General features: G+C 37.2%; 22 protein-coding genes. 15 read left to right on the top strand and 7 right to left on the bottom strand.

Annotation, left to right across the window (positions count from 1 at the left end):
• The first annotated feature begins 44 nt into the window (after positions 1 to 44).
• The 6 genes from tsaD to GGR22_RS15235 all read left to right on the top strand — a co-directional run bounded on the left by tsaD (position 45) and on the right by GGR22_RS15235 (position 5375).
• On the top strand, positions 45 to 1067 hold the full coding sequence (gene tsaD, locus GGR22_RS15260) for a tRNA (adenosine(37)-N6)-threonylcarbamoyltransferase complex transferase subunit TsaD (RefSeq protein ID WP_182494362.1): 1023 nt from the start codon (positions 45 to 47) through the stop codon (positions 1065 to 1067).
• 2 nt (positions 1068 to 1069) lie between these two features.
• Entirely contained in the window at positions 1070 to 1777 is a 708-nt protein-coding gene (locus tag GGR22_RS15255; protein WP_182494361.1) for a 16S rRNA (uracil(1498)-N(3))-methyltransferase, read from the top strand.
• 20 nt (positions 1778 to 1797) lie between these two features.
• Entirely contained in the window at positions 1798 to 2439 is a 642-nt protein-coding gene (locus tag GGR22_RS15250) for a DUF4159 domain-containing protein (protein WP_121377133.1), read from the top strand.
• Positions 2440 to 2528: 89 nt separating this feature from the next.
• A complete protein-coding gene (locus GGR22_RS15245) occupies positions 2529 to 3620 on the top strand; it encodes an AI-2E family transporter (RefSeq protein ID WP_121377134.1) in 1092 nt (363 codons plus the stop codon).
• Between the two features lies 1 nt (position 3621).
• Positions 3622 to 4806, top strand: coding sequence for a class I SAM-dependent methyltransferase (locus GGR22_RS15240; RefSeq protein ID WP_182494360.1), 1185 nt, complete (start codon positions 3622 to 3624; stop codon positions 4804 to 4806).
• Entirely contained in the window at positions 4806 to 5375 is a 570-nt protein-coding gene (locus GGR22_RS15235; RefSeq protein WP_121377136.1) for a hypothetical protein, read from the top strand. Before GGR22_RS15240 ends, GGR22_RS15235 begins: the two co-directional genes overlap by 1 nt.
• Here GGR22_RS15235 and ddpX read toward each other — a convergent pair.
• On the bottom strand, positions 5372 to 6073 hold the full coding sequence (gene ddpX / locus GGR22_RS15230) for a D-alanyl-D-alanine dipeptidase (RefSeq protein ID WP_182494359.1): 702 nt from the start codon (positions 6071 to 6073) through the stop codon (positions 5372 to 5374). The two genes, GGR22_RS15235 and ddpX, sit on opposite strands and share 4 nt — an antisense overlap.
• Before the next feature lie 87 nt (positions 6074 to 6160).
• Between ddpX and GGR22_RS15225 the strand changes: the two genes are divergently transcribed.
• On the top strand, positions 6161 to 6607 hold the full coding sequence (locus tag GGR22_RS15225; protein WP_182494358.1) for a hypothetical protein: 447 nt from the start codon (positions 6161 to 6163) through the stop codon (positions 6605 to 6607).
• Between the two features lie 65 nt (positions 6608 to 6672).
• On the opposite strand, the gene GGR22_RS15220 is transcribed toward GGR22_RS15225, so the two are convergent.
• On the bottom strand, positions 6673 to 7608 hold the full coding sequence (locus GGR22_RS15220) for a polysaccharide deacetylase family protein (protein ID WP_182494357.1): 936 nt from the start codon (positions 7606 to 7608) through the stop codon (positions 6673 to 6675).
• Between the two features lie 153 nt (positions 7609 to 7761).
• Between GGR22_RS15220 and gcvT the strand changes: the two genes are divergently transcribed.
• The 5 genes from gcvT to GGR22_RS15195 all read left to right on the top strand — a co-directional run bounded on the left by gcvT (position 7762) and on the right by GGR22_RS15195 (position 13578).
• Positions 7762 to 8844 carry a glycine cleavage system aminomethyltransferase GcvT gene (gene gcvT / locus GGR22_RS15215; RefSeq protein WP_182494356.1) on the top strand — a complete coding sequence of 361 codons (1083 nt, stop codon included), beginning with the start codon at positions 7762 to 7764 and terminating at the stop codon, positions 8842 to 8844.
• Between the two features lie 7 nt (positions 8845 to 8851).
• Positions 8852 to 10900, top strand: coding sequence for a S41 family peptidase (locus GGR22_RS15210; protein WP_182494355.1), 2049 nt, complete (start codon positions 8852 to 8854; stop codon positions 10898 to 10900).
• 7 nt (positions 10901 to 10907) lie between these two features.
• Positions 10908 to 11942, top strand: a complete 1035-nt coding sequence (locus GGR22_RS15205; protein WP_182494354.1) for an LIC11966 family surface protein — start codon at positions 10908 to 10910, stop codon at positions 11940 to 11942.
• A 60-nt stretch (positions 11943 to 12002) separates the two neighbouring features.
• Entirely contained in the window at positions 12003 to 12719 is a 717-nt protein-coding gene (locus GGR22_RS15200; protein WP_121377142.1) for a YebC/PmpR family DNA-binding transcriptional regulator, read from the top strand.
• Positions 12720 to 12825: 106 nt separating this feature from the next.
• The gene (locus tag GGR22_RS15195; RefSeq protein ID WP_182494353.1) at positions 12826 to 13578 is read left to right on the top strand and encodes a head GIN domain-containing protein; all 753 of its coding nucleotides are present in this window, start codon (positions 12826 to 12828) and stop codon (positions 13576 to 13578) included.
• 72 nt (positions 13579 to 13650) lie between these two features.
• On the opposite strand, the gene GGR22_RS15190 is transcribed toward GGR22_RS15195, so the two are convergent.
• Positions 13651 to 14691: a PLP-dependent cysteine synthase family protein gene (locus tag GGR22_RS15190; RefSeq protein WP_121377144.1), complete on the bottom strand. Its 1041-nt coding sequence runs from the start codon at positions 14689 to 14691 to the stop codon at positions 13651 to 13653.
• A gap of 78 nt (positions 14692 to 14769) precedes the next feature.
• Entirely contained in the window at positions 14770 to 16830 is a 2061-nt protein-coding gene (locus GGR22_RS15185; protein ID WP_379730654.1) for a S9 family peptidase, read from the bottom strand.
• A 145-nt stretch (positions 16831 to 16975) separates the two neighbouring features.
• Here GGR22_RS15185 and GGR22_RS15180 point away from each other — a divergent pair, with 145 nt between their 5' ends.
• Entirely contained in the window at positions 16976 to 17299 is a 324-nt protein-coding gene (locus GGR22_RS15180) for a YbaB/EbfC family nucleoid-associated protein (protein ID WP_182494351.1), read from the top strand.
• Positions 17300 to 17363: 64 nt separating this feature from the next.
• On the opposite strand, the gene GGR22_RS15175 is transcribed toward GGR22_RS15180, so the two are convergent.
• Positions 17364 to 18389, bottom strand: coding sequence for a threonine aldolase family protein (locus tag GGR22_RS15175; RefSeq protein WP_182494350.1), 1026 nt, complete (start codon positions 18387 to 18389; stop codon positions 17364 to 17366).
• Positions 18390 to 18437: 48 nt separating this feature from the next.
• On the opposite strand from GGR22_RS15175, the gene prfB reads away from it, so the two are divergent.
• Together prfB and GGR22_RS15165 are read left to right on the top strand one after the other, a co-directional pair.
• A protein-coding gene (gene prfB, locus GGR22_RS15170; protein ID WP_121377148.1) for a peptide chain release factor 2 occupies positions 18438 to 19536 on the top strand; the annotation gives its coding sequence in 2 pieces (ribosomal slippage) (positions 18438 to 18500 and positions 18502 to 19536; 1098 coding nt in all).
• 164 nt (positions 19537 to 19700) lie between these two features.
• On the top strand, positions 19701 to 20927 hold the full coding sequence (locus tag GGR22_RS15165; protein WP_121377149.1) for a GAF domain-containing sensor histidine kinase: 1227 nt from the start codon (positions 19701 to 19703) through the stop codon (positions 20925 to 20927).
• Here the strand turns inward: GGR22_RS15165 and GGR22_RS15160 are convergent, their stop codons facing one another.
• Positions 20928 to 21692, bottom strand: coding sequence for a dienelactone hydrolase family protein (locus GGR22_RS15160; RefSeq protein WP_182494349.1), 765 nt, complete (start codon positions 21690 to 21692; stop codon positions 20928 to 20930).
• Positions 21693 to 21805: 113 nt separating this feature from the next.
• Positions 21806 to 23089, bottom strand: a complete 1284-nt coding sequence (locus GGR22_RS15155; RefSeq protein ID WP_121377151.1) for an inorganic phosphate transporter — start codon at positions 23087 to 23089, stop codon at positions 21806 to 21808.
• Positions 23090 to 23110: the final 21 nt, after the last annotated feature.

Below are 23110 nucleotides of genomic sequence, written 5' to 3'. Positions count from 1 at the left end.
TTGTTTTATTTTTGTCAAATATAATTCAAAATCCGTGCCCTTTTATGGGAAATAACTCTCTTTTTATATTGGCCATCGAAAGTTCTTGCGATGATACTGCAGCCGCCGTCCTGCAAGACAATAAAGTCTTGTCGAATGTTGTTGCAAATCAGAGCATTCACGGCGAATACGGCGGTGTCGTTCCTGAGCTTGCTTCAAGGGCCCATCAGCAAAATATCGTCCCTGTTATCGAGATGGCCATTCGTAAAGCAAATATCGATAAAAATCAATTAAATGCAATAGCTTTTACGCAAGGTCCTGGGCTCATGGGATCGTTGCTGGTAGGCAGTTCTTTTGCCAAATCATTGTCTTTGGCTTTAAAGATTCCATTAATTGCGGTCAACCATATGCATGCTCATATCTTGGCCCATTTTATTGAAGAAGAAGGCTATGATAAACCTGAGTTTCCTTTCTTGGCTTTGACCATCAGCGGCGGACACACACAGATCGTTAAAGTAAATGACTTTTTTGATATGGAAATTATCGGAGAAACTACTGATGATGCTGTTGGCGAAGCTTTTGACAAGAGTGCTAAAATATTGGGGCTTCCCTATCCTGGAGGGCCTTTGGTTGACAAATATGCAAAGCTAGGAAACCCGAAAGCTTTTCCGTTCACGAAACCAAAAGTACCTGGACTTGATTTCAGTTTCAGCGGACTAAAAACGGCTGTCTTATATTTCGTTCAGAAAAATGTAAAGGAAAATCCGAATTTTATAGATGAAAATCTAAATGATATCTGCGCTTCTATACAATATACAATTATCCAGATTTTGATGGACAAATTAAAACTTGCAGTCGCACAAACCGGAATAAAACAGATTGCCATCGGTGGCGGCGTTTCAGCTAATTCTGGAATCCGACAAACTTTGAAAGAAGCAGAAAAAAAATACGGATGGAAAACATTTATTCCTAAATTCGAATATACAACCGACAACGCAGCCATGATTGGAATTGTCGGATATCAAAAATACCTTTCTTCAAAATTTGAAGACAACTCAGTGGTTTCTAAAGCACGAATTGATTTTTAAGTATGCAATTATTCTATAATCCAACGATTACCCAAAACGGCGAAATCTTTTCTTTCGATAAAGAAGAAAGCAAACACATTATTAAAGTATTACGTAAAAAAGAAGGTGATAATTTATACGTAACCAATGGTTTAGGAGACCTATTCAAAACAGAAATCACATTAGCTTCTGATTCAAAATGTTTGGTAAAAATTGTTTCTTCGGAAAAAAGCGAACCTTCAAAATACTACCTGCATCTGGCCGTAGCACCGACTAAAATGAACGATCGTTTCGAGTGGTTTTTAGAAAAAGCGACCGAAATCGGCATCAGCGAAATCACGCCAATTATCTGCGATCATTCCGAAAGAAAAGTCATCAAGACCGATCGTTTTGACAAAATTATATTGTCGGCGATGAAACAATCTTTGCATTATTACCTTCCAAAATTGAATGAACCTATTTTGTTTAAAGATTTTATAAAACAGCAAAAAAGTGAAGGCTTGAACTTGATTGCGCATTGTGAGGAAACCGACAAAAAATCATTGAAGGAAGTTGTAAAACCAAATAAAGATGTAACGATTTTGATTGGTCCAGAAGGTGATTTTTCTGAAAAGGAAATCAAGCTAGCGCTCGAAAACAAGTATATTCCCGTAACTTTAGGAAATACACGATTAAGAACTGAAACCGCAGCAGTTGTTGCCTGCCATAGCGTTGTTTTTATAAACGAATAATTTGGCCGAAGCCTAAACGTATGAAAAAAATATATTTCGCTTTCCTTTTGTGTCTCTCGCTTGGAGCTAATGCCCAAGAAATTGCCTTATTAAAATACAATGGCGGTGGTGACTGGTACGGAAATCCGACATCATTGCCCAATTTGATCAAGTTCTGCAACCAGAACATCAATACTCGAATTGCTTCAAAACCAGCTACTGTCGAGCCTGGAAGCCCTGACCTACTTTCCTATCCTTTTGTCCACATGACAGGACATGGAAACGTCGTTTTTAGCGATTCTGAAATGATAAACCTTAGAAACTATCTGACTTCGGGAGGTTTTCTACACATTGACGACAACTACGGAATGGACGAATACATCCGAAAAGAATTAAAAAAAGTTTTTCCAAACAATAATCTTGTTGAAATTCCTGCAAACCATCCTATATTCCAAAAACCGTATTCTTTTCCTTCTGGAATTCCAAAAATTCATGAGCACGACAATAAAAGACCGCAGGCTTTCGGAATCTTTATCGAAAACAGGCTAGCGCTTCTTTACACCTATGAAACCGATTTAGGCGATGGCTGGGAAGATGCCGAAGTCCATAACGACCCAAAAGAAGTCAGGGAAAAAGCTTTAAAAATGGGCGCCAATATCATCTATTATATTTTTAATAATTAGAAAGATTCCCTCAAAACAATTATTATAAGCTTTTAAATTAGGACAACTCCGTTTTTTTTAACTACATTAGACTTACAAAAAAGAAAAATATGGTGACTTCAAAAACTATCGGAAACGGAATATTACGAGCCTTAGCCATTACTGCCGGGATTTTACTTTTATTATTTCTTTTGTATAAAATACAGTCCGTCATTCTTTTTCTATTCATATCGTTAATCGTCAGTATGATAGGAAATCCGATTGTGAAATTTTTAGAGAAAAGGCTGAAATTCAATCATATTGTAGCAGTTGTCGTGACGCTCCTATTCTTCATTTTGCTTTTGGCAGGTTTTATCATGATGTTCGTTCCGTTGATTATTTCACAAGGAGAAAATCTTTCGCTTTTGGATACCGCCAAATTGGAAGCCGATCTGACAAATTTGACTGAACAATTAAACAATTACTTTTCAAGCCATAATATCGATATTGAAAATATGGTCAAGGAGTCGAATTTAGCTTCGAAACTAAACTTAAATTTTATTCCGAACTTTCTTAACTCCCTGATTTCCATACTTGGAAATATTGGAGTTGCCATCGGTTCCATAATCTTTATTACTTTCTTCTTCTTAAAAGACCGAAAGTTATTTACGGTAAATGCCAAAAAGATTTTGCCGAACGAACATGAAGATAAGATTTTGAATTCTTTCAGAAAGATAAACCATCTGCTAAGCCGTTATTTTATTGGCTTAATCGGACAGGTAACCATTTTATTTATCTGTTATTTGATTGTCTTGCTCATATTCGGAGTAGAAAATGCTTTCATCATCGCTTTTATTACTGCTTTGCTGAATATCATTCCTTATATCGGACCGCTGATCGCAACGATATTGGTAGCCGTACTGACGATGCTCGGTCATATGGATCCGGAATCTCAAGGCGAAATGCTTTCGACCACATTATATGTCTTGATTGGGTATTCTGTAGCACAGATAATCGATAACAACATCACCACGCCATTGATATTTTCAAACAGCGTCAATTCTCATCCTTTGGAAATCTTTATCGTAATTCTTGCCAGCGGCTTTATATTTGGCGTACTAGGAATGATTGTAGCTGTACCGCTCTATACGATTGCTAAAGTGGTTGCCAAAGAGTTTTTCCCTAATAATCCTGTTGTCAAAATATTAACCCGAGGCATTTAGTTTGATTCCAGAAATTTTAAAATCCGAAGTTCAAGATTTTATAGAAGCCAATATTCGAAAAGATATTTCAAAATTGGCTTTTCAAAAAAATCCATTTCCTACTATCGATTATGCCTTATTGCTCAACCAAATTGCTGCGAAAAGCAAATCAGAGCATAAGCTTCCTACGTGGTTTAACTCCAAAGGAATTGTTTATCCTCCAAAAATATCAGTAGAACAGACTTCTTCCGAAGATACCGCATTTTATAAATCAGAAATTGTCTCAGGAGAAAGCCTTATCGACTTGACAGGTGGTTTTGGCGTTGATGCCTATTACTTCTCAAAAAAAATGAAATCGGTCGTGCATTGCGAAATGAATACTGACTTATCAGAAATCGCAAAGCATAACTTTAAAGTTCTTCAAGCTAGAAATATTGAGTGTTTTGCTGATGACAGTTACGAAATTTTGCAAAAGCTGAACAGAAAATTTGATTGGATTTATATCGATCCTTCGCGAAGAAGCGATGTAAAAGGCAAAGTATTTCTTTTAAAAGACTGTCTGCCTAATGTTCCCGAACTGCAAGAATTTTATTTCAACTATGCTGAAAACTTATTAATAAAAACAGCACCCATCCTAGACCTCGCGGCCGGACTCTCAGAACTCTCCAATGCAAGAGCAATCCATATTGTTGCTGTCGAGAATGAAGTCAAGGAACTGCTCTGGGAAATTTCAAAAAATCACCAGGGAAAGGCAGCAGTCAAAACCGTGAATCTTACCAAAGAGAAAACAGAAAAACTGGATTTTACCTTTGACGAATATGAACATGCACAATATGGCCTTCCTAAAAAATACCTTTACGAGCCGAACAGCGCTATCATGAAATCTGGATTTTTTGATGCCGTCGGCAATAAATTCAATTTAGACAAGCTTCATGTTCATTCGCATCTTTATACTTCGGACGAGTTAGTGAACTTTCCTGGAAGAATTTTTCAGATTGAAGAAAAGATAGGTTACACTAAGGCAGAAATGAAAAAATTTCTATCTAACAAAAAGGCCAATATAACAACCCGCAATTTTCCTGAAACTGTAGAACATATCAGAAAAAAATGGAAAATAAATGATGGAGGAAACCTGTACTGTTTTTTTACTACAGATATGAATAATGACAAAATAGTATTACTTTGCACCAAAATAAAAACAGAATAATGAAACGATTGCTTTTAATTGCTTTTTTAATGCTTCAGATGGGTCTTTATGCCCAAAAACCATGTGAATACAGTTCTAATTTTACAGATTCTATTGGCAGCTATAAGGAAACAGTACAAAAGATAGTGCACGAAAAAAACTTTGCTGGAACTTCAAGTTATATTTTCTTTTCGTTGATCAATGCCAGCGATATTCCTTTGCTTAATTTTCAATCTATCCAAAAAAGCAAAGATTTTATCAAGGCCAATTGTTTTGATAAAAATTCAAAAATTTACCTTCAGCTGACCAATGGAAAGATTATTACGTTGTTGATTTCCGACGAAGGTAATTGTGGTTCTATGGTTCGCGATGAAGCGCAAAGCGCAAATATCCGAATCTCATCAGGTTCTTTTCTTTTTATGAAAAATACGATGGAAGAATTGGAAAAATCTCCTGTTTCGTTGATTCGCGTAAAATATGCGACAGAAACTATCGATTATGTGATGAAGAAAGAATTGGTATCTGAATTAAACGGTGAGAAATCGTATCCAGAAAATTTCTTTATCGACAACCTCAAATGCTTAAATTAATTCTTGCAGTCCCAAACAAAATTTGATATCGGCAGCGTTGAAGCATTCGTCAAGTTATAATGCCACCATTCCGAAGCAAAAGACTTGAAACCGTTTCTTAACATGATGTCTTTCAATAGCTTTCTGTTTGCCAAAACTTCGGCTGAAAGATTTTTATAATCATGCGCCGCTTCTGGCCCAAAATGGTCGAATTTTGTTCCCATATCCAGCTCATTGCCGCTATAATCCGTTAAAGTAAGATCTACAGCACCTCCTCTATTGTGAATGGAACCTTTCTCAGGATCTGCCACATAGGTAGCATTTGGAGTTATTGCCCACATCTTTTTTTGTACATCCAACGGACGATAACAGTCGTATATCTTGATCTTGTAGCCTAGCTTTACAAATGCCTGATTGGCTTTAACTAATGCTTTTACAGTCTTGAATCGAAGATAGCATTCCGGACAGTCATACACTTTTGTTTTCAAAAAATTATCTTCGGTCGCATATTTCATGTCGTAAAAGAAATCCTTTCCATACTCTTTCAGGCTTACAAAAGAAGTATCGCTTATATTCATCTTGGCCGCTTCTAAAAGTGCCGCATTTTCTTCGATATATTTCCGATTGCTCGATAGCAGCGCATCGCTGTAGACAACTTCTTGCGGATTTTTACAAGACGAAATAAAAATTAGGCACGCTATTAGCAGTAGAGATCTCATAACTGTAGAAAAGTTTAATTGCAATACAAATCTATTCATTTGTATTAATTAATTTACTAATTTTAAATCAAATTAAAAACACAAAGTATGAAAAAATTAATTGTTTTAGGAATTGCTTTGTTATTTTCCGGCTACATCAGCGCACAGGAAACAACAACACAAAAGAAGGCAAAAGCTGAAGTAGCCCAAGCAAAAGCAGATAGTAAAAAAGCAGCCGACAAGGCTGAAGCCAAAGCTAAAAAAGCTGAAGAAACGGCCAAGAAAGATGTCGCTAAAGCGAAAGAAAAAGCGGCCACATCAAAAACAGAAGCTAAAACGGATGCTGCTAAGGCAAAAGCTGAAGCAAAAGTAGAAACGGCAAAAGCCAAAGAAAAAGCTACTACTGCTAAACTGGAAACTAAAAAATCTGCAGCAGAAGTAAAAGATAAGGCGTCTGGCGAGTTTTACAACGGCAAAAAAGTATACACCGGACCTAAAGGCGGCAAGTATTACATCAACAAAAACGGAAACAAAACGTATATCGATCAGAAATAATCTTAGTTGATTCAGTAAATCCCGATTGCCAAACAATCGGGATTTTTTATGACTGTTCTTTACTTTTATTGCTTAAGTAACGTAGGATACAATTTTTCTATTTCCTCATTGTTCGGTTCTTTCTTCATCACACGGCTAATTTCTCCTTGAGATGTCATCCACCTGTAAAACCAAGAGATTCCCCACTTTTTATGGTAATTGTTTTTTTGCTGGTAGACTTTATCTTTTAAGGCTTCATCTAGGCTGATAAACGTATATTTTTTAGCTTTCAAAAGCCTTATAATTTTAGGCAGATAATCTGCATTTAAAGAATTATCATGACACAAGTAAATCTGGCTTATCTGACGATGAAATTGCAATTCAGATTGTGCTTCGAAAAAATCAAAAATTTCTATTGTCTTGCTGACATACTTCTCTCCTATTATCTTAGCATTTGCCTTGTCGCCTTTAGCAAGATAATACTCATAAGCAATATCAAAGGCCCAATCTGTGCTTTCAACGGTGAAAGGAGTTATCTGGTAGTCTTTTTGCGCTAAATAATTTTCTATTTCGTTACGCTGTAACGAATCTTTTCCCAAATCATTAAACGGAAATCGGAAATGCTTTAGCGGTTTTCCGAGCTTTTTTGCCAGTTCTCTGGTAATCGATTCTCCTTTGTCAATATCACTCGTAAAAGCATCAAAACCCACATCGGAGTATCGAGGATGGCTAAAAGTATGATTGCCTAGCGTGACATACTTCCTTTTCGCCCAATCATTGAGCAATTGGAAATTTTTTGAAACTGAATCCGTTGCATAAATCTTTCCTTCGTTGATAAAAATAGCGACTGGGAGCTGCATCGAATCTAGCTTTTTCAGAAGCTGTGCCTTGAATCGATCCTGCTGAAACTTTTTTGTATTAGGAACATCATCTATGGTAATGGCTACCTGTTTCTGCGCCTGAGCGAAAACTGATTGGAAAAGAAAAACAGCCAGTAGAATTGCCTTAATATTTAGTTTCATGATTACTTTTTAGATTATTGCCAAATATAACAAAACCATAATTCGGCTGTAGTAAAACAAGCTATAATATTCCTAAAAAATCACGCCGTTTCGCCTTTGAAACTGCAAAAAAAACAATAAATTAGCAAACTTTAATTTTTATAATCAACACAAATGAAAAATACTGCGTTAACGCACATTCACGAGAGTTTAGGAGCTAAGATGGTTCCATTTGCCGGATACAATATGCCTGTTCAATATGAAGGAGTAAATGCAGAACACGAAACCGTTCGTAACGGAGTCGGTGTCTTTGACGTTTCGCACATGGGAGAATTCCTGATTTCAGGTCCGAATGCCTTGGCATTAATTCAAAAAGTGACTTCAAATGATGCTTCTACGCTGACTATCGGTAAAGCGCAATATTCTTGCCTGCCAAACGAAAATGGCGGTATCGTAGACGATTTGATTGTTTATAAAATGAAGGAAGACCAATACCTTTTAGTAGTAAACGCTTCGAATATTGAAAAAGACTGGAACTGGATTTCTACAAAAAATAATGTCGGAGCTGAGATGAGAAACATCTCTGACGACTATTCGTTACTTGCTATTCAAGGCCCTAAAGCCGTAGAAGCCATGCAATCCTTAACATCTGTTGACTTAGCGGCCATTAAATATTATCACTTTGAAGTTGCCGATTTTGCTGGAATTTCTGATGTGATCATCTCTGCAACTGGTTATACGGGTTCTGGAGGTTTTGAAATCTATGCTAAAAATTCAGACATCGAGCAGATTTGGAACAACGTTTTTGAAGCTGGTAAAGCTTATGGAATCAAGCCAATCGGTTTGGCCGCAAGAGACACGCTTCGTTTAGAAATGGGCTTCTGTCTTTACGGAAACGATATCAACGACACAACATCACCTTTGGAAGCTGGTTTAGGATGGATCACCAAATTCACCAAACAATTTACCAATTCTGAAAATCTCCTTAAGCAAAAAGAAGCTGGAGTATTGAGAAAATTAGTCGGTTTTGAATTGACCGAAAGAGGAATCCCTCGCCACGACTACGAAATCGTAGACAAAGACGGAAACATTATCGGTGTTGTGACTTCAGGAACTATGGCACCATCTTTGAATAAGGGAATTGGGCTGGGCTATGTTACGACAGAATTTTCTGGAGCTGATAGCGAGATTTTTATCCGCATCAGAAAAAATGATATTCCGGCAAAAGTCGTTAAATTGCCTTTCTATAAAAAATAAAAAATACATGAACAAAATCTGGCTGTTTTTACTGTTTGTTGCTTGTGTGTCTTATTCGCAAGACAGTGGTAAATCCTGCAATGTTTTGATAAAAATAAATACGCTCATACAGAACGAGCACTTTAATCCTAAACCGGTAGACGACAGCCTATCGGTTTATGTTTTTGAAGCCTTGATGAATGATTTGGACACCGACAAGAATATTTTCTTGAAATCGGAATACGATTATCTTTCAAAACACAAATTCAAATTCGATAATTATATTGCTGCTAATGATTGTTCTTTTTTTGATGATTTTGCAAAAACATATAAGACCGCATTAGAACGAAGCAAATCGGCAATTGAAAAACTGCAGAAAGAAAAACTAAGTTATACTACAAATGACACTGTACGCTTTACAAAAAAAGATTTCCCTTTTTATGTAAAAGCAGAAGATGTGAGTAAAGTATATGCCAAAAGATTACGATTCGACATTCTAGAAGATATTGCCAAAGCCAGCAAAAATTACGATTCGCTGAAACAAAACTTCGTAAGTCTAGAAAAAATCTCAAAGCAAAAAATATTTGAGACTGCGCTCTGCAAGATCAACAACCGAATCGATTCAAAAGACGGTATCGAAAAAAACATACGCAATAGTTTTTATACTATTTTCTGCTCTTATTTCGATCCGCATACCTCCTATTTTTCATACGATACAAAATCATCTTTCCTTTCAGAACTTTCTACTGACAATCTTTCGCTCGGGATGTACGTCAGCCTAAACGAAAATGACGAATTGGTTGTTCAAGAGATTGTGCCAGGCGGTCCAGCGGCACGCACCGAAATTATTGAAAAAGGCGATCAGGTCATCAAAGTTTCACCTAAAAAAGGAGAAGATTTTTTGGTATCCTGCAGCTCCCTAGAAACCATCGGAAGTATTATTTTTTCTGATACGCACAAGGAAATTACGCTTTCATTGAGAAAGAAAAATGGAAGTTTGTATGACGTCACCTTACAGAAAAAAATCATGAAAGCAGACGATCATGCGGCTTACAGCTATATCGTTTCAAAAAATGATACGCGCATAGGCTATATCAGTATCCCTAGCTTTTATACTGATTTCGACAAAAATACCGTCCAAGGCATTTCTGACGATGTGGCTAAAGAAATATTGAAATTGAAAAAAGACAACATCCAGGGACTGATACTTGACCTGCAAGACAATGGCGGCGGTTCTATGGAAGAAGCCATAAAGCTTTCTGGGATGTTTATCGATGCAGGTCCGGTTTCCATCTTAGTTAATAATAAAAAGGAACAGAAAGTAATCAAAGACTTTAATAGGGGCTCAATTTATAACGGGCCTGTCATTGTTTTGGTAAACGGAAATTCTGCTTCGGCCAGCGAGTTTTTTGCCGCAGCTATGCAAGATTATAATCGCGCCATCATTGCTGGTTCAACTACCTTAGGCAAAGCTACCATGCAACAGATTCTTCCGATTGAAGAAGATAATGAGCAAGATTTCGTGAAGCTGACCATCGAGAAATTTTATAGAATCACCGGAAAAAGCCACCAGTTAACAGGAGTCGTTCCCGATATCGCAATACCGACTTTATATGACGGAATAATTTCAAGAGAAAAAAGCTATAAGACTGCATTAAAAAATGATGCCATTACTTCAAAAGCGAAATTTACGCCTTATTCTAGAAGTGATTTTGAAAATCTGCTTGTAGCAAGCAAAAAAAGAATCGGCACTAATGACTATTTCAATCAAGTAAAAGCGGTCAATGAAAAAGTAAATTCGATATACAATTCGCAAAAAGCGCCAATCGTATTGAACTTTGAAAGCGTTTTCAATGACGTGCATAGCATCGATTCGGTTTTTGACTCCGTGAAAAAACTTATAGAAACACCAATTGATTTTGAGATTTCAAACACATCGTATGAAAATGAAATTTTAAAATTTGATGAATTCCAGAAGAATATTAGCGAGTACCGAATCAAAGACTTAAAAACCAATGCTTATGTCTTGGAAGGCATTAACATAATTGCCGATTACTACGCTTCACAAAAAGATTAAATATTCTATGAAGAAAATTTTCCTCACCATTATGGCTTTGTTTTGTTTAGTTGTCGCTGAAGCTCAGGATTTCAAGACTCCTATTGACTATCTGAATTTTATCGGAAAAGAAACGGATGCCATTTCAAGGAATACCTGGAATTATACCAAAGCTGTAGCGCATAGCAAAAGCGCAAGAAGAATTGACGCTACTCGAAAAACACTGGTGAAATCCATACAAAATGCCACAAAGAAAATTACGAATCTTAAAGAAGGCTATAAAGGCGATACAGAATACCGTGACCAGCTCCTTGCCTATTTAGCCATCTCAGAAAAATACATCAATGACGACTACAGCAAAATTATCGACATGCAAGAAGTTGCCGAGCAATCCTATGATTTTATGGAAGCTTACATTATGGCCCGTGATCTGGTGAATGAGAAAATTAATGAAGAAGTCGAAAAATTAAATGCCAACCAGAAACTTTTTGGAAAAAAATATAACATTCAAATTACCGAGGACAATTCTGTTCTTGGAAAAAAGATGAAGATTTCGAATGCCGTTTTCAAATATCATACTGAAATGTATCTTATTTTTTTTAAGGTAAATGTGACCGACATCAATTTGATGAAGTCAATAGAAAAAAAGGATTTGAATACCATACAGCAAAATGCTTCTTCTTTAGAACTCTATGCCAATGAAGGCCTAAAAAAGCTTGAAGGAATAGCTTCATTTAATAAGGATGCTAGCCTAATCGCCTCTACCAAAAAAGCGTTGGAATTTTACAAAAAAGAAGCGTTAGAACTGACACCGAAAGTAATTTCATTCCTTATGCTGAACCAACAAGCCGAAGACACCAAAGAATCTTTGGAGAAAAAACTTGAGAAAAACAGGACAAAGCAAGAAATCGACAATTTTAATAACCTAATCAAAGAAGTAAACCAAGAAGCGGAAGCTTATAATAAGCTGAATGCCAAATTTTATCAAGTGAAAGTCGCCGTAAATACAAATTGGGAACAGGCAGGCGAACAATTTATTTCAAAACATGTCCCGAAAGATTAAAAATAGATTTGAAATAAAAAAGGATAAGCTTATTTTTGCAACGTTTAAAAAATTTTAGAAATGGGAAGAGCGTTTGAGTTCAGAAAAAATAGAAAAATGAAGCGCTGGTCAGCAATGGCTAAAGCATTTACAAGAATTGGAAAAGATATCGTAATGGCGGTTAAGGAAGGCGGTCCAAATCCAGAGTCTAACTCTAGATTAAGAGCCGTTATCCAAAATGCCAAGGCCGTAAACATGCCGAAAGATAATGTCGAGAGAGCGATTAAGAAAGCGACCGACAAAGACACGGCAAACTATAAAGAAGTCTTATTTGAAGGATATGCACCTCACGGAATCGCAATCCTAATCGAAACGGCTACCGACAATAACAACCGAACTGTTGCGAATATCAGAAGCTATTTCAACAAATGTAACGGAACTATGGGAACTCAGGGTTCTGTAGAGTTTATGTTTGACCATACCTGCAATTTTAGGATTCCGGCTGAAGGAATCGATATTGAAGAAATGGAACTGGAATTTATCGATTTTGGTGCTGAAGAAATTTTTGCTGACGAAGACGGCATCTTGATTTATGCCCCTTTTGAAAGCTTCGGAGCTATCCAAAAAGAATTAGAAAACAGAGGCATTGAAATCCTTTCTTCTGGATTTGAAAGAATTCCGCAAGTGACCAAAAAACTTACGGCAGATCAAGTGGCTGACGTAGAAAAATTACTAGAAAAAATTGAAGAAGATGATGACGTTCAAAACGTTTATCATACAATGGAAGAAGAAGAATAGTTCCAAAAAAAATATAAATCCAAATAAAAACTCTTGAGTATTGCTCAGGAGTTTTTTGTTTTATAGGAATTCCTTACATTTACTCAAATCATTAAATCAAATCATCATGAAAAAAACACAATTCTTATGGCTGTTTGGCCTATTCTTCGTTTTAACGGCTAATTCACAAACCAAAACTGAAAACAGAACGGTCGGCGCTTTTTCTAAAATTGAATCCAGCGGTTCTTCTAAAATCATTCTTGTATCCAGTGATTCAAATACTCTTACGCTTGAAGGCGATGAAAAATCATTGCAATATCTTGTAACTGAAGTAAAAGGAAATACGTTGAAGATTTATTATGAAAGCAATAAAAAGATAAGCTTCAAAGGAGGCAGTGTAACAGTAAGAGTTCCTTTTAAGAAGCTTGATGGAGTTAGCTTATCAGGATCTGGAAATATCTCTTCTGACGCTACTATTAAAACAGATAATTTTGCGGCATCTTTAAATGGTTCTGGAAAAATCAATTTAAATGTTGCCAGTACAGGCAACGCGTCTGCAAAACTAGACGGATCTGGGAAGCTTGAGCTATATTTGACTACCAATAAAACAAGTGCAGAAATCAACGGTTCTGGGAAACTAACTCTCAAAGGAAAAACAAGCAGCTTTACTGGAAATGTTAATGGTTCGGGTCAACTAAACGCTTCCGAATTTACCTCTGAAACTTCTGATGTCAGCGTTCACGGTTCTGGAAACCTAATGACTGCTACAACAGGAACTCTTACAGCCAGTGTACATGGCTCGGGAAGTGTCAAATATAATGGAGAACCTAAGAAACTAAATAAAAATGTTAACGGTTCAGGAAAAGTATCAAAAAGCTAATTTCCAAAAAATGATATAAAAACAAAAAACTCCAGAATTATCTGGAGTTTTTTTATGTGATATAAGTAAATCTTACTTTATGAATTCTATTTTCTGAGCTTCTTCAACATTAATACTGTCAAAAAAGCCTTGCTCATTCATCCAGTCATCGCTAAATACTTTGCTCATGTATCTTGAGCCATGATCTGGGAAAATAGCAATTACGTTACTGTTTTTGTCGAATTCGCCTTCTTCAGCATATTGCTTGATCGCTTGAAGAACCGCTCCAGAAGTATAACCTACGAATAGGCCTTCTTTCTTAGCAATTTCTCTTGTCGCATGCGCACTTTCTTCGTCAGTAACTTTTATGAATTTATCAATTGAATCGAAGTCTGTTGCTGTAGGAATTAAGTTTTTACCTAAACCTTCAATTCTGTATGGGTAGATTTCGTTCGCATCAAACTCTTTTGTTTCGTGGTATTTTTTCAATACAGAACCAAAAGCGTCAACGCCTAAAATTCTAATGTTTGGATTTTTTTCTTTAAGGAATTTCGCAGCTCCGGAAATAGTTCCTCCTGTTCCGCTGCAGGCAATTAAGTGGGTAATTTTTCCGTTGGTCTGTTCCCAGATTTCCGGTCCAGTTGATTTGTAATGCGCGTCAATATTTAGCTGGTTGAAATATTGGTTGATATAAACCGATCCTTTTGTTTCTTCGTGTAGTCGTTTTGCAACATTGTAGTACGATCTTTCATCATCTGCTGATACGTGGGCAGGGCAAACATACACTTTGGCTCCCATACTTCTCAACATATCAATCTTATCTCTTGATGACTTTGAACTTACTGCCAAGATACAATTATAGCCTTTTATAATGCTCACCATTGCAATACTAAAACCGGTATTTCCTGATGTCGTCTCAATTATTGTATCGCCTGGAGACAAGATTCCTTGCCTTTCTGCTTCTTCAATAATATATAATGCGATTCTATCTTTAGTGGAGTGTCCCGGATTAAAAGCTTCTACTTTTGCGTAGAAATTGCCTTCTATATTTTCAGTGACTTTATTGAGCTTAATAAGCGGGGTATTGCCTATTAATTCCAATACATTATTATAAGCTTTTATTTCTTCTTTCATAAAAAAATAGTTAATCAAGGCAACTCATTGAATTTTTATTGACCTCAAATCCTTGCAAATTTAACAAAAAAAATCTAATTAGTTTTCAATTCCTTCTAAATCTAACAAAAAACTAAATTCCTTAGCTAATTCTTTTAGCGCTTCAAACCTTCCTGATGCACCTCCATGACCCGCATCCATGTTAGTATCAAGGAATAACAGATTATTATCGGTCTTCAGGGTTCTTAATTTTGCTACCCATTTTGCCGGTTCCCAATACTGAACTTGCGAATCATGAAGTCCGGTTGAAACATACATATTCGGATAATCTTGCGCTTTTACATTGTCATAAGGCGAATATGATTTCATATAGTCGTAATATTCTTTTTCATTTGGATTTCCCCATTCGTCATATTCACCAGTTGTAAGCGGAATCGTATCGTCTAGCATGGTCGTTATGACATCCACAAAAGGAACTTGAGCGATAACGCCATGATACAATTCTGGAGCCATATTCACGACTGCTCCCATCAATAATCCTCCAGCCGAACCGCCTTCTGCATATAAATGTTCTTTGCTGGTGAATTTTTCGTTAATTACGTATTTAGAACAGTCGATAAAATCAGTAAACGTATTTTTCTTGTGAAGCAGCTTGCCATTTTCATACCATAATCGTCCCATATCTTCGCCTCCGCGAATGTGAGCGATGGCATAGATAAATCCTCTATCCAAAAGAGATAGTCTCGTAGAAGAGAAATATGGGTCCATAGTAGCGCCGTATGATCCGTAGGCATAAAGCAATAAAGGATTTTTACCGTCTTTCTTTATTCCTTTTCTATAAATCATAGAAATTGGAATTTTCGTGCCATCTTGAGCTGTAGCCCAAACTCTTTCTTCGATATAGTTGTTCTTGTCGAACTTTCCGCCCAAAACTTGCTGCTCTTTTTTGATTTCTTTTTCTTTGGTCTTCATATTGAAATCAATCACAGAAGACGGAGTGCCTAAAGATTGGTAGCTATAGCGGAGAATCTGCGTGTCAAAATCAGGGTTTGTAGAAATATTAGCTGTGTAAGTCTCGCTTCCAAACGGAAGGTAATACTCCCCTTTTCCGTTCCATGGCATAATTCTGATTTTGTTCAAGCCATTGGAACGCTCGCCTATTACTAAATAATCTTTGAAAATTTCGATATCTTCTAGCAAAACATCGTCGCGATGCGGAATCAAATCTTTCCAATTTTCTTGGGAAGTCGCATTTTCAGGTGTTTTCATCAACTTGAAATTTGTCGCATTATCTTTATTCGTCAAGACATAAAAACTGTCGTTGTAATGCGCTATGCTGTATTCCATTCCTCTTACTCTAGGCTGGAAAACTTTAAATTCGCCATCAGGATTATCTGCCAAAAGCGTCCTGAACTCTGTCGTCAACGTACTGGAAGAACTGATTACGATATATTTTTTTGATTTTTCTTTGCTTACAGAAACATTAAAAGTATCGTCTACTTCGTCGTATACCAAGATATCTTCAGATTGTTTTTTGCCCAATTTATGTTTAAAAACTTTATCCGAACGCAAGGTCTGCTTGTCTTGCTGTGTATAAAATAACGTTTTGTTGTCGTTAGCCCAGGTCGAGCTTCCCGTCGTATTTTCTATCTTATCCGTAAAAATCTTTCCTGTCTGAAGATCCTTTACTTGAACCGTGTAAATTCTTCTTCCTACAATATCGACTCCAAACGAAGCATATTTGTTATCAGGGCTGATGCTCAATCCGCCCAATTGAAAATAGGAATGTCCTTTAGCCAATTCGTTACAATCAAAAAGAATTTCTTCTTTTGCCGTAAGGTTTCCTTTTTTTCGAGCATAGATTGGATAATCTTTGCCCAATTCGAAACGTGTTATATACCAATATCCATTAAAGAAATACGGAACAGAAGCATCGTCTTCTTTGATCCTTCCTTTCATTTCTTCAAAGAGCCTTTTTTGAAACTCTTTGGTATGAGCAGTCGTCTGCTCATAATATTGGTTCTCGCTGTTCAGATAGTCAATAACTTCTTTATTTTCTCTATCGTTGAGCCAGAAATAATCATCTACTCTTTTGTCGCCATGTTTTTCTAGCGTTTTCGGTATTTTTTTTGCAACAGGAGGGGGAATTGTTATAGACATTTTACGAAATGTATTTTGCGAATATGAAGTTGCAAAAATAATACAAAGGCAACACAAAATTAATTTATTTTTCATCGAATTCTCACTTGAATATGACTATGCAATTTAGTAATTTCGTAGTTACAAATCATAAAAATTATTAACAATGTTTGGAGACATAATGGGAATGATGGGCAAGCTAAAAGAGACCCAGCAAAAAATAGAAGAGACCAAGAAAAGGCTTGATTTCGTTTTGATTGACGAACAAAGCAGTGACGGGCTTTTAAAAGTAACATTGACCGCAAATCGCACTGTAAAATCAATAGAAATAGATGACAGCTTATTAGACGATAAAGAGCAATTGGAAGACTACCTTGTGCTAGTTATGAACAAAGCCATACAAAAGGCTTCTAATGTAAATGAAGCAGAACTAGGAGCTGTTGCTAAAGACGGAATGCCAAACATTCCTGGAATGGACCTGTTTAAATAAGCTTTACGCAATACGCTTTAGGTTGTATGCAAATTGCTTACTGCCTAAAGCGTATCGCCTACAGCTAAAAAGTAAGCTTCTGCAAGGTTTCTATGACATACGTATGCATAACATCTCTGTAATCCAAATGCGTCACGATTCGTAGCTTTCCTTTACCCAAAGAGCTGATAAAAATATTTTTCTGTTTCAGTTTTTCGATGACTACAGCTTCGTTATACTGCTGTTTTACCGCAAAAATCAAAATATTGGTTTCCACAGGCTCTACACTTTCAACCCAAGGTAATTGTTTAAGTATGAAGCCTAATTCTTTTGCTTTGTTATGGTCTTCCTGCAAGCGGCTCACATTATGCTGTAAAGCATAAATCCCTGCTGCTGCTAGATAACCTGCCTGACGCATGCCACCTCCAAAAATTTTCCTAACTCTCAACGCGCGGTTCATCGTTTCTTTATCGCCAACCAAAACAGAACCAACCGGAGCTCCTAATCCTTTAGATAAACATACCGAAATAGTATCGAACAATTCTCCAAAATACTTCGGATTTTGTCTTTTTGCGACTAAAGCATTCCATAATCTAGCACCATCTAAATGGTATTTCAAGTTATTTTCTTTGCAGACGTCTTTTATCTTTATCAGGTCATCCATCTCGTAACAAGCTCCGCCGCCTTTGTTTGTAGTGTTTTCAATGCTGACTAAACTGGTCAGCGGGCTATGGTAAAAATCAGGCGGATTGATAGCATCTCTTACTTGTTCTGCTGTAATCATTCCTCTTTTACCATCTACCAAACAGCAGGAAACACCGCTATTAAAAGAAGCCCCTCCTCCTTCGTAATGAAAAATATGCGACCATTTATCGCAAATAATCTGCTCCCCCGGATTCGTATGTAGTTTTATAGCCGTCTGGTTTGCCATCGTGCCTGAAGGGAAAAAAAGTGCCGCTTCCATCCCAAATATATTTGCGACCATTTCTTCTAATTCGTTGACGGTCGGGTCTTGCTTGTAAACATCGTCTCCTACTTTTGAACGAAACATCTGCTGTAGCATTTCATTTGTCGGTTTGGTTACCGTATCGCTTACTAAATTTATTTCCATAATATCAAAAGTATACCTTATTTTTGTGGGTATAAAAGTATAAAATTTATGACAACTACCGAACAAATTAAAGGTATTGTGGAGCGCCTTGGTGCGTTGAGGAGGTATCTTTGACGTCGATAAGAAATTAATCGAAATTACAAACGAAGAAGAAAAAACATTAGCTCCCGATTTTTGGAACAATCCAAAAGAAGCCGAAGCGTATGTTAAAGTATTGCGTTCCAAGAAGAAATGGGTCGAAGATTACAACAAAGCCGTTTCTCTTGCCGACGAATTGCAACTTGCTTACGAATTCTATAAAGAAGGCGAAATGACTGCCGACGAATTAGATGAGCAATACAATTTAGCCAATACGCACATCGAAAACATCGAATTCAAGAACATGTTGTCTGACGAGGGCGATACCTTGAGCGCTGTACTTCAGATTACGGCTGGCGCAGGCGGCACAGAAAGCTGCGATTGGGCACAGATGCTGATGCGAATGTACATGATGTGGGGCGAAAAAAACGGTTATAAGATTAAGGAATTGAACTTCCAGGCCGGCGAGGTAGCCGGAATCAAGACCGTTACCCTAGAATTTGAAGGCGATTATTCCTTTGGCTATCTAAAAGGCGAAAATGGCGTGCACCGCCTCGTAAGAATTTCTCCTTTTGACAGTAATGGAAAACGCCACACTTCTTTTGCCTCAGTATATGTTTATCCTTTGGCTGACGACACGATTGAGATCGAGATCAATCCAGCTGATATTTCGTGGGAAACCATGCGTTCAAGCGGTGCAGGCGGACAGAATGTCAACAAGGTAGAAACTGCTGTACGTCTTCGTCACCATCCGACAGGAATTATTATTGAGAATTCTGAAACACGTTCTCAGCTAGATAATAAGACCAAAGCGATGCAGTTGCTGAAATCTCAATTGTATGAGATCGAGTTGAAAAAGAAACAGGCGTTGCGCGACGAGATTGAGGCTAAAAAGATGAAAATCGAATGGGGCTCTCAAATACGGAATTATGTCATGCATCCTTACAAATTGGTCAAAGATGTTAGGACAGGCCATGAAACCAGTGATGTTGAAGCTGTGATGAACGGCGAAATCGACGAGTTCTTAAAAGCATTTTTGATGATGATGGGACAAAAAGAAGAAGAATAATCTTGAAAGCGTGGGCTATGCTCACGCTTTTTTATTTCGCTAATTTTAATATTTTTTTAAGAAATATGGTTTAAGTGTAACAATTTCCTTGAATTGGAGTCCTATCTTTATCAAAAGATTTTTAAATCAAACGTATTGGTTTTAAAATTAGAATCTTAAAAGATATGATCTACAAAAAACCAATTTCTATTATACCCAGTAATGAAGCCTTAAGGCTCCAAAAGCTGTATGACTATCAAGTCTTAGATACGCATTCCGAAGATACTTTCGACAAAATTGCCTTGCTAGCTTCGCAGATATTTAATACTAAAAATGCTTTCGTGACTTTTGTTGATGAACATCGCGTCTATTTCAAGGCAAATATTGGTGATTTCCAAGCCAGCGAAGTTTCTCGAGAAGACAGCTTATGTTCTTTGGCTATTTTAGATGAAAAAATGACGGTTTTTAATGACACGCATTCCGTTCCTGATTTGCTAAAAAATCCATTTGTTACCGCTACCAATGGCATACGATTTTATGCCGGCGCTCCTTTAAAATCTCCAGAAGGCTATTCTATGGGTACCGTTTGTGTTATTGACAGCGTTCCAAAAGAAGTAACCGAACATCAGATGGCAATGCTCCGTACGCTTTCCGATATTGTGATGAATAAGCTCGAAAGCAGGCTCCGCTACAATACAATTATCAAATCGCAAAATGATTTGATGGGAATTGCCCTGCATGAAATCAAAAATCCGCTGGCTTCTATAAGCCTTGCGAATGATATCTTGAGGATGGATACGTCAAAAACGCCTAAGATGACCGACATGATCAAGCGCTGCGTAGCCACTATACAAAATAAATTAGCTGACCTGCTCAAGCTTTCGGAAGATGAAGAAAAAGAACAAAGGCTTTCTATCGAAGAAGCCGATCTAAAAGAAATGCTAGATCGCTTGATTAACAATTTTGAATTGCTGGCCAATAAGAAAAATCAGATTATTGAGCTAACGATTGAAGATTCCTTGCCAAAAATCAATATTGACAAAACTAAAATTTCCGACGTGCTGCACAATCTTTTGAGCAATGCTATCAAATATTCGTACAGCAATTCTACTATCAAGATTATCGCTAAAAAGATTGACGACTTTGTAGAAATCGAATTCAAAGACCAAGGGCAAGGTTTAAATGACGAAGACGCTGACAAGCTTTTCAAAAAATTCGCCAAGCTAAGCTCGAAACCGACTGGAAAAGAAAGTTCCAACGGATTAGGCCTTTCAATCTGCAAGTCGTTTGTTGAATTGCACAAAGGGCAAATTTTTGCAAAAAGCCCAGGAAAAGAATTAGGCACTTCCTTTTTTATCTCGTTGCCAATTATATTCAAGCAAGAAGAAGAAACAGAAAGCGCCTATCAATAATTATTTCAAAATCTCTTTGAAGAACAATTTCATTGCTTCCCAAGAGCGTTTGTCCGCTAATTCGTTATAAGCTGCTCCTTTAGAATTATCATTTCCAGCACTTTTTTCTGTAAAAGCATGCACAGCATCGGCATAATAATTCATCTGCCAGTCGGCTTTTGCAGTTCGCATTTCATTTTGAAAATCCTTGATATCTTTCTCCGAAACGTAAGGATCATCAGCGCCATGAAGTACCAAGACTTTTGGAGCTATATCCTTAATTTCTCTGGAAGCATCTCTGCTCAAGCCTCCGTGGAATGACACTACGCCTTTTACCTTCATGTTCACCCTAGCTGCTTCTAAAGCGCCAGTTCCGCCGAAACAATAACCAATTACGGCTATATTCTCGGCATTAGCACCTTGCTTGACTAATTCTGCCAAAGCCAACGAAATTCTTTTTTGGTATTCTGTGATATTCGTCTTGTAATAGCTTGATTTTTCACCTGCTTCTTTTCCGTCTTTAGGTCTTTTGTCAACACCGTAGATGTCGGCCACAAAGACATAATATCCCATAGCTGCTAGTTCAGTGGCAACTTCTTGTGAATGCTCATCGATTCCTTTCCAAGCTGGAAGAATCAAAACACCAGGCTTATTAGCCATTGCTTTTTTAGGCGTAACAGAAATACCGCTTAGCACCTGCGTATTATCTTTATAATCCACCTTTTTTAGTTGTGCTACAGCCGTATTTGCTACCATTATCGAAAGAATAATTAAGTTTCTTGTCATATCTCAAATTTTATTAAAAATAACTATTTATCCAACAGGAATTAGTTAAGGATTACCTAAAACAGAAAACCACTGCAAAAGCAATGGTTTCTTAGTATTATTTTTTTCTTTACTTACATAAAGAGATTTAAAACATAATAAATCAAGGCTGCAAGCAATGCCGAGATCGGAATGGTCAATACCCATGCCCAAATCAAGCTTACAGTAACTCCCCAGCGCACCGCAGAGACACGTTTTGTCAATCCAACACCGATAATAGAACCTGTAATAGTATGTGTTGTACTTACCGGAATTTTCAAATGCTCAGTAAAATATAAAGTCAATGCTCCAGCTGTTTCGGCAGCAACACCTTCAAAAGAAGTTACTTTTGTAATTTTAGAACCCATTGTCTTCACGATTTTCCATCCGCCGCTCAACGTTCCTGCAGCAATAGCAGAATAACACGCTAGCGGAATCCAAGCTGGCATATGGAAATCTCCTGTTTCATTAGGAAGTATCACGTTCAGCCACTCCGGCATGCTTTCTTGAGACAAACCGTTGGTGTGTATATACACAGCCACAGCAGCAGCAATGATACCCATAACTTTTTGCGAGTCATTTCCACCATGTCCTAAACTGAAGGCAGCAGAAGAAAGAAGCTGCATTTTTTTCAGCCAAGACTCGGCTTTACTATGGCTCAATCTGCTGAAAAACAAACAGAAGGTACTAACAGACAATATGATAAATGCTACTAAAAACCACTTGATATTGTGCGCTTCAAAAGCAACACTCCAAAAATGCGAATCAAAACGAGGCTTTTTGATTTTTTCGTAAGGAATCATTTGATATGCAACAAATACGATCGTAGCAATCATCAAAGCTCCAGTAAATAGTTTAGGATAAATGCTTTTTTTGGAGGAATTGAGAAGCCAAATCGAAATCAGATAGGAAGCCAAAGCTCCGAGCAGAGGCGCCAAGACAATAAAGGCGATAATGATAACCACACCTGAAGGCATGCCTCCATCGCTTCCAGCTTTATACCAAGTAACCACGTCAAAACCAGCGTGAGCAATAGCTGCTCCGGCAAAACCACCGATTAGCGTATGAGAAGAACTGGAAGGAATTCCCAGCCACCAAGTCAATAAATTCCAGCAAATTGCCGCGATGATTCCGGCCAAGATAACCGTTAAGTTGATCTCCATCGTATTGGCCGTTTTGGCAACCGTATCGGCCACTCCAAATCCAAACACCCAATACGCCAAGAAGTTAAAGAATGCCGCCCAAACAACAGCCTGGAATGGAGTAAGCACTTTTGTCGCAACAATAGTTGCAATCGCGTTCGCAGCATCATGGAAACCGTTGATATAATCAAAGATTAATGCAAGAACGATTATGACAATTAATATCGTAAAATCCATAAGATTGTTGAGTCAAAAATG

Source organism: Flavobacterium gossypii, assembly GCF_014138495.1.
In the GTDB taxonomy this organism is placed as follows: domain Bacteria; phylum Bacteroidota; class Bacteroidia; order Flavobacteriales; family Flavobacteriaceae; genus Flavobacterium; species Flavobacterium endophyticum.
The sequence above is the reverse complement of the archived record's forward strand: the minus strand, read 5'-3'. Positions and strand labels throughout refer to the sequence as shown.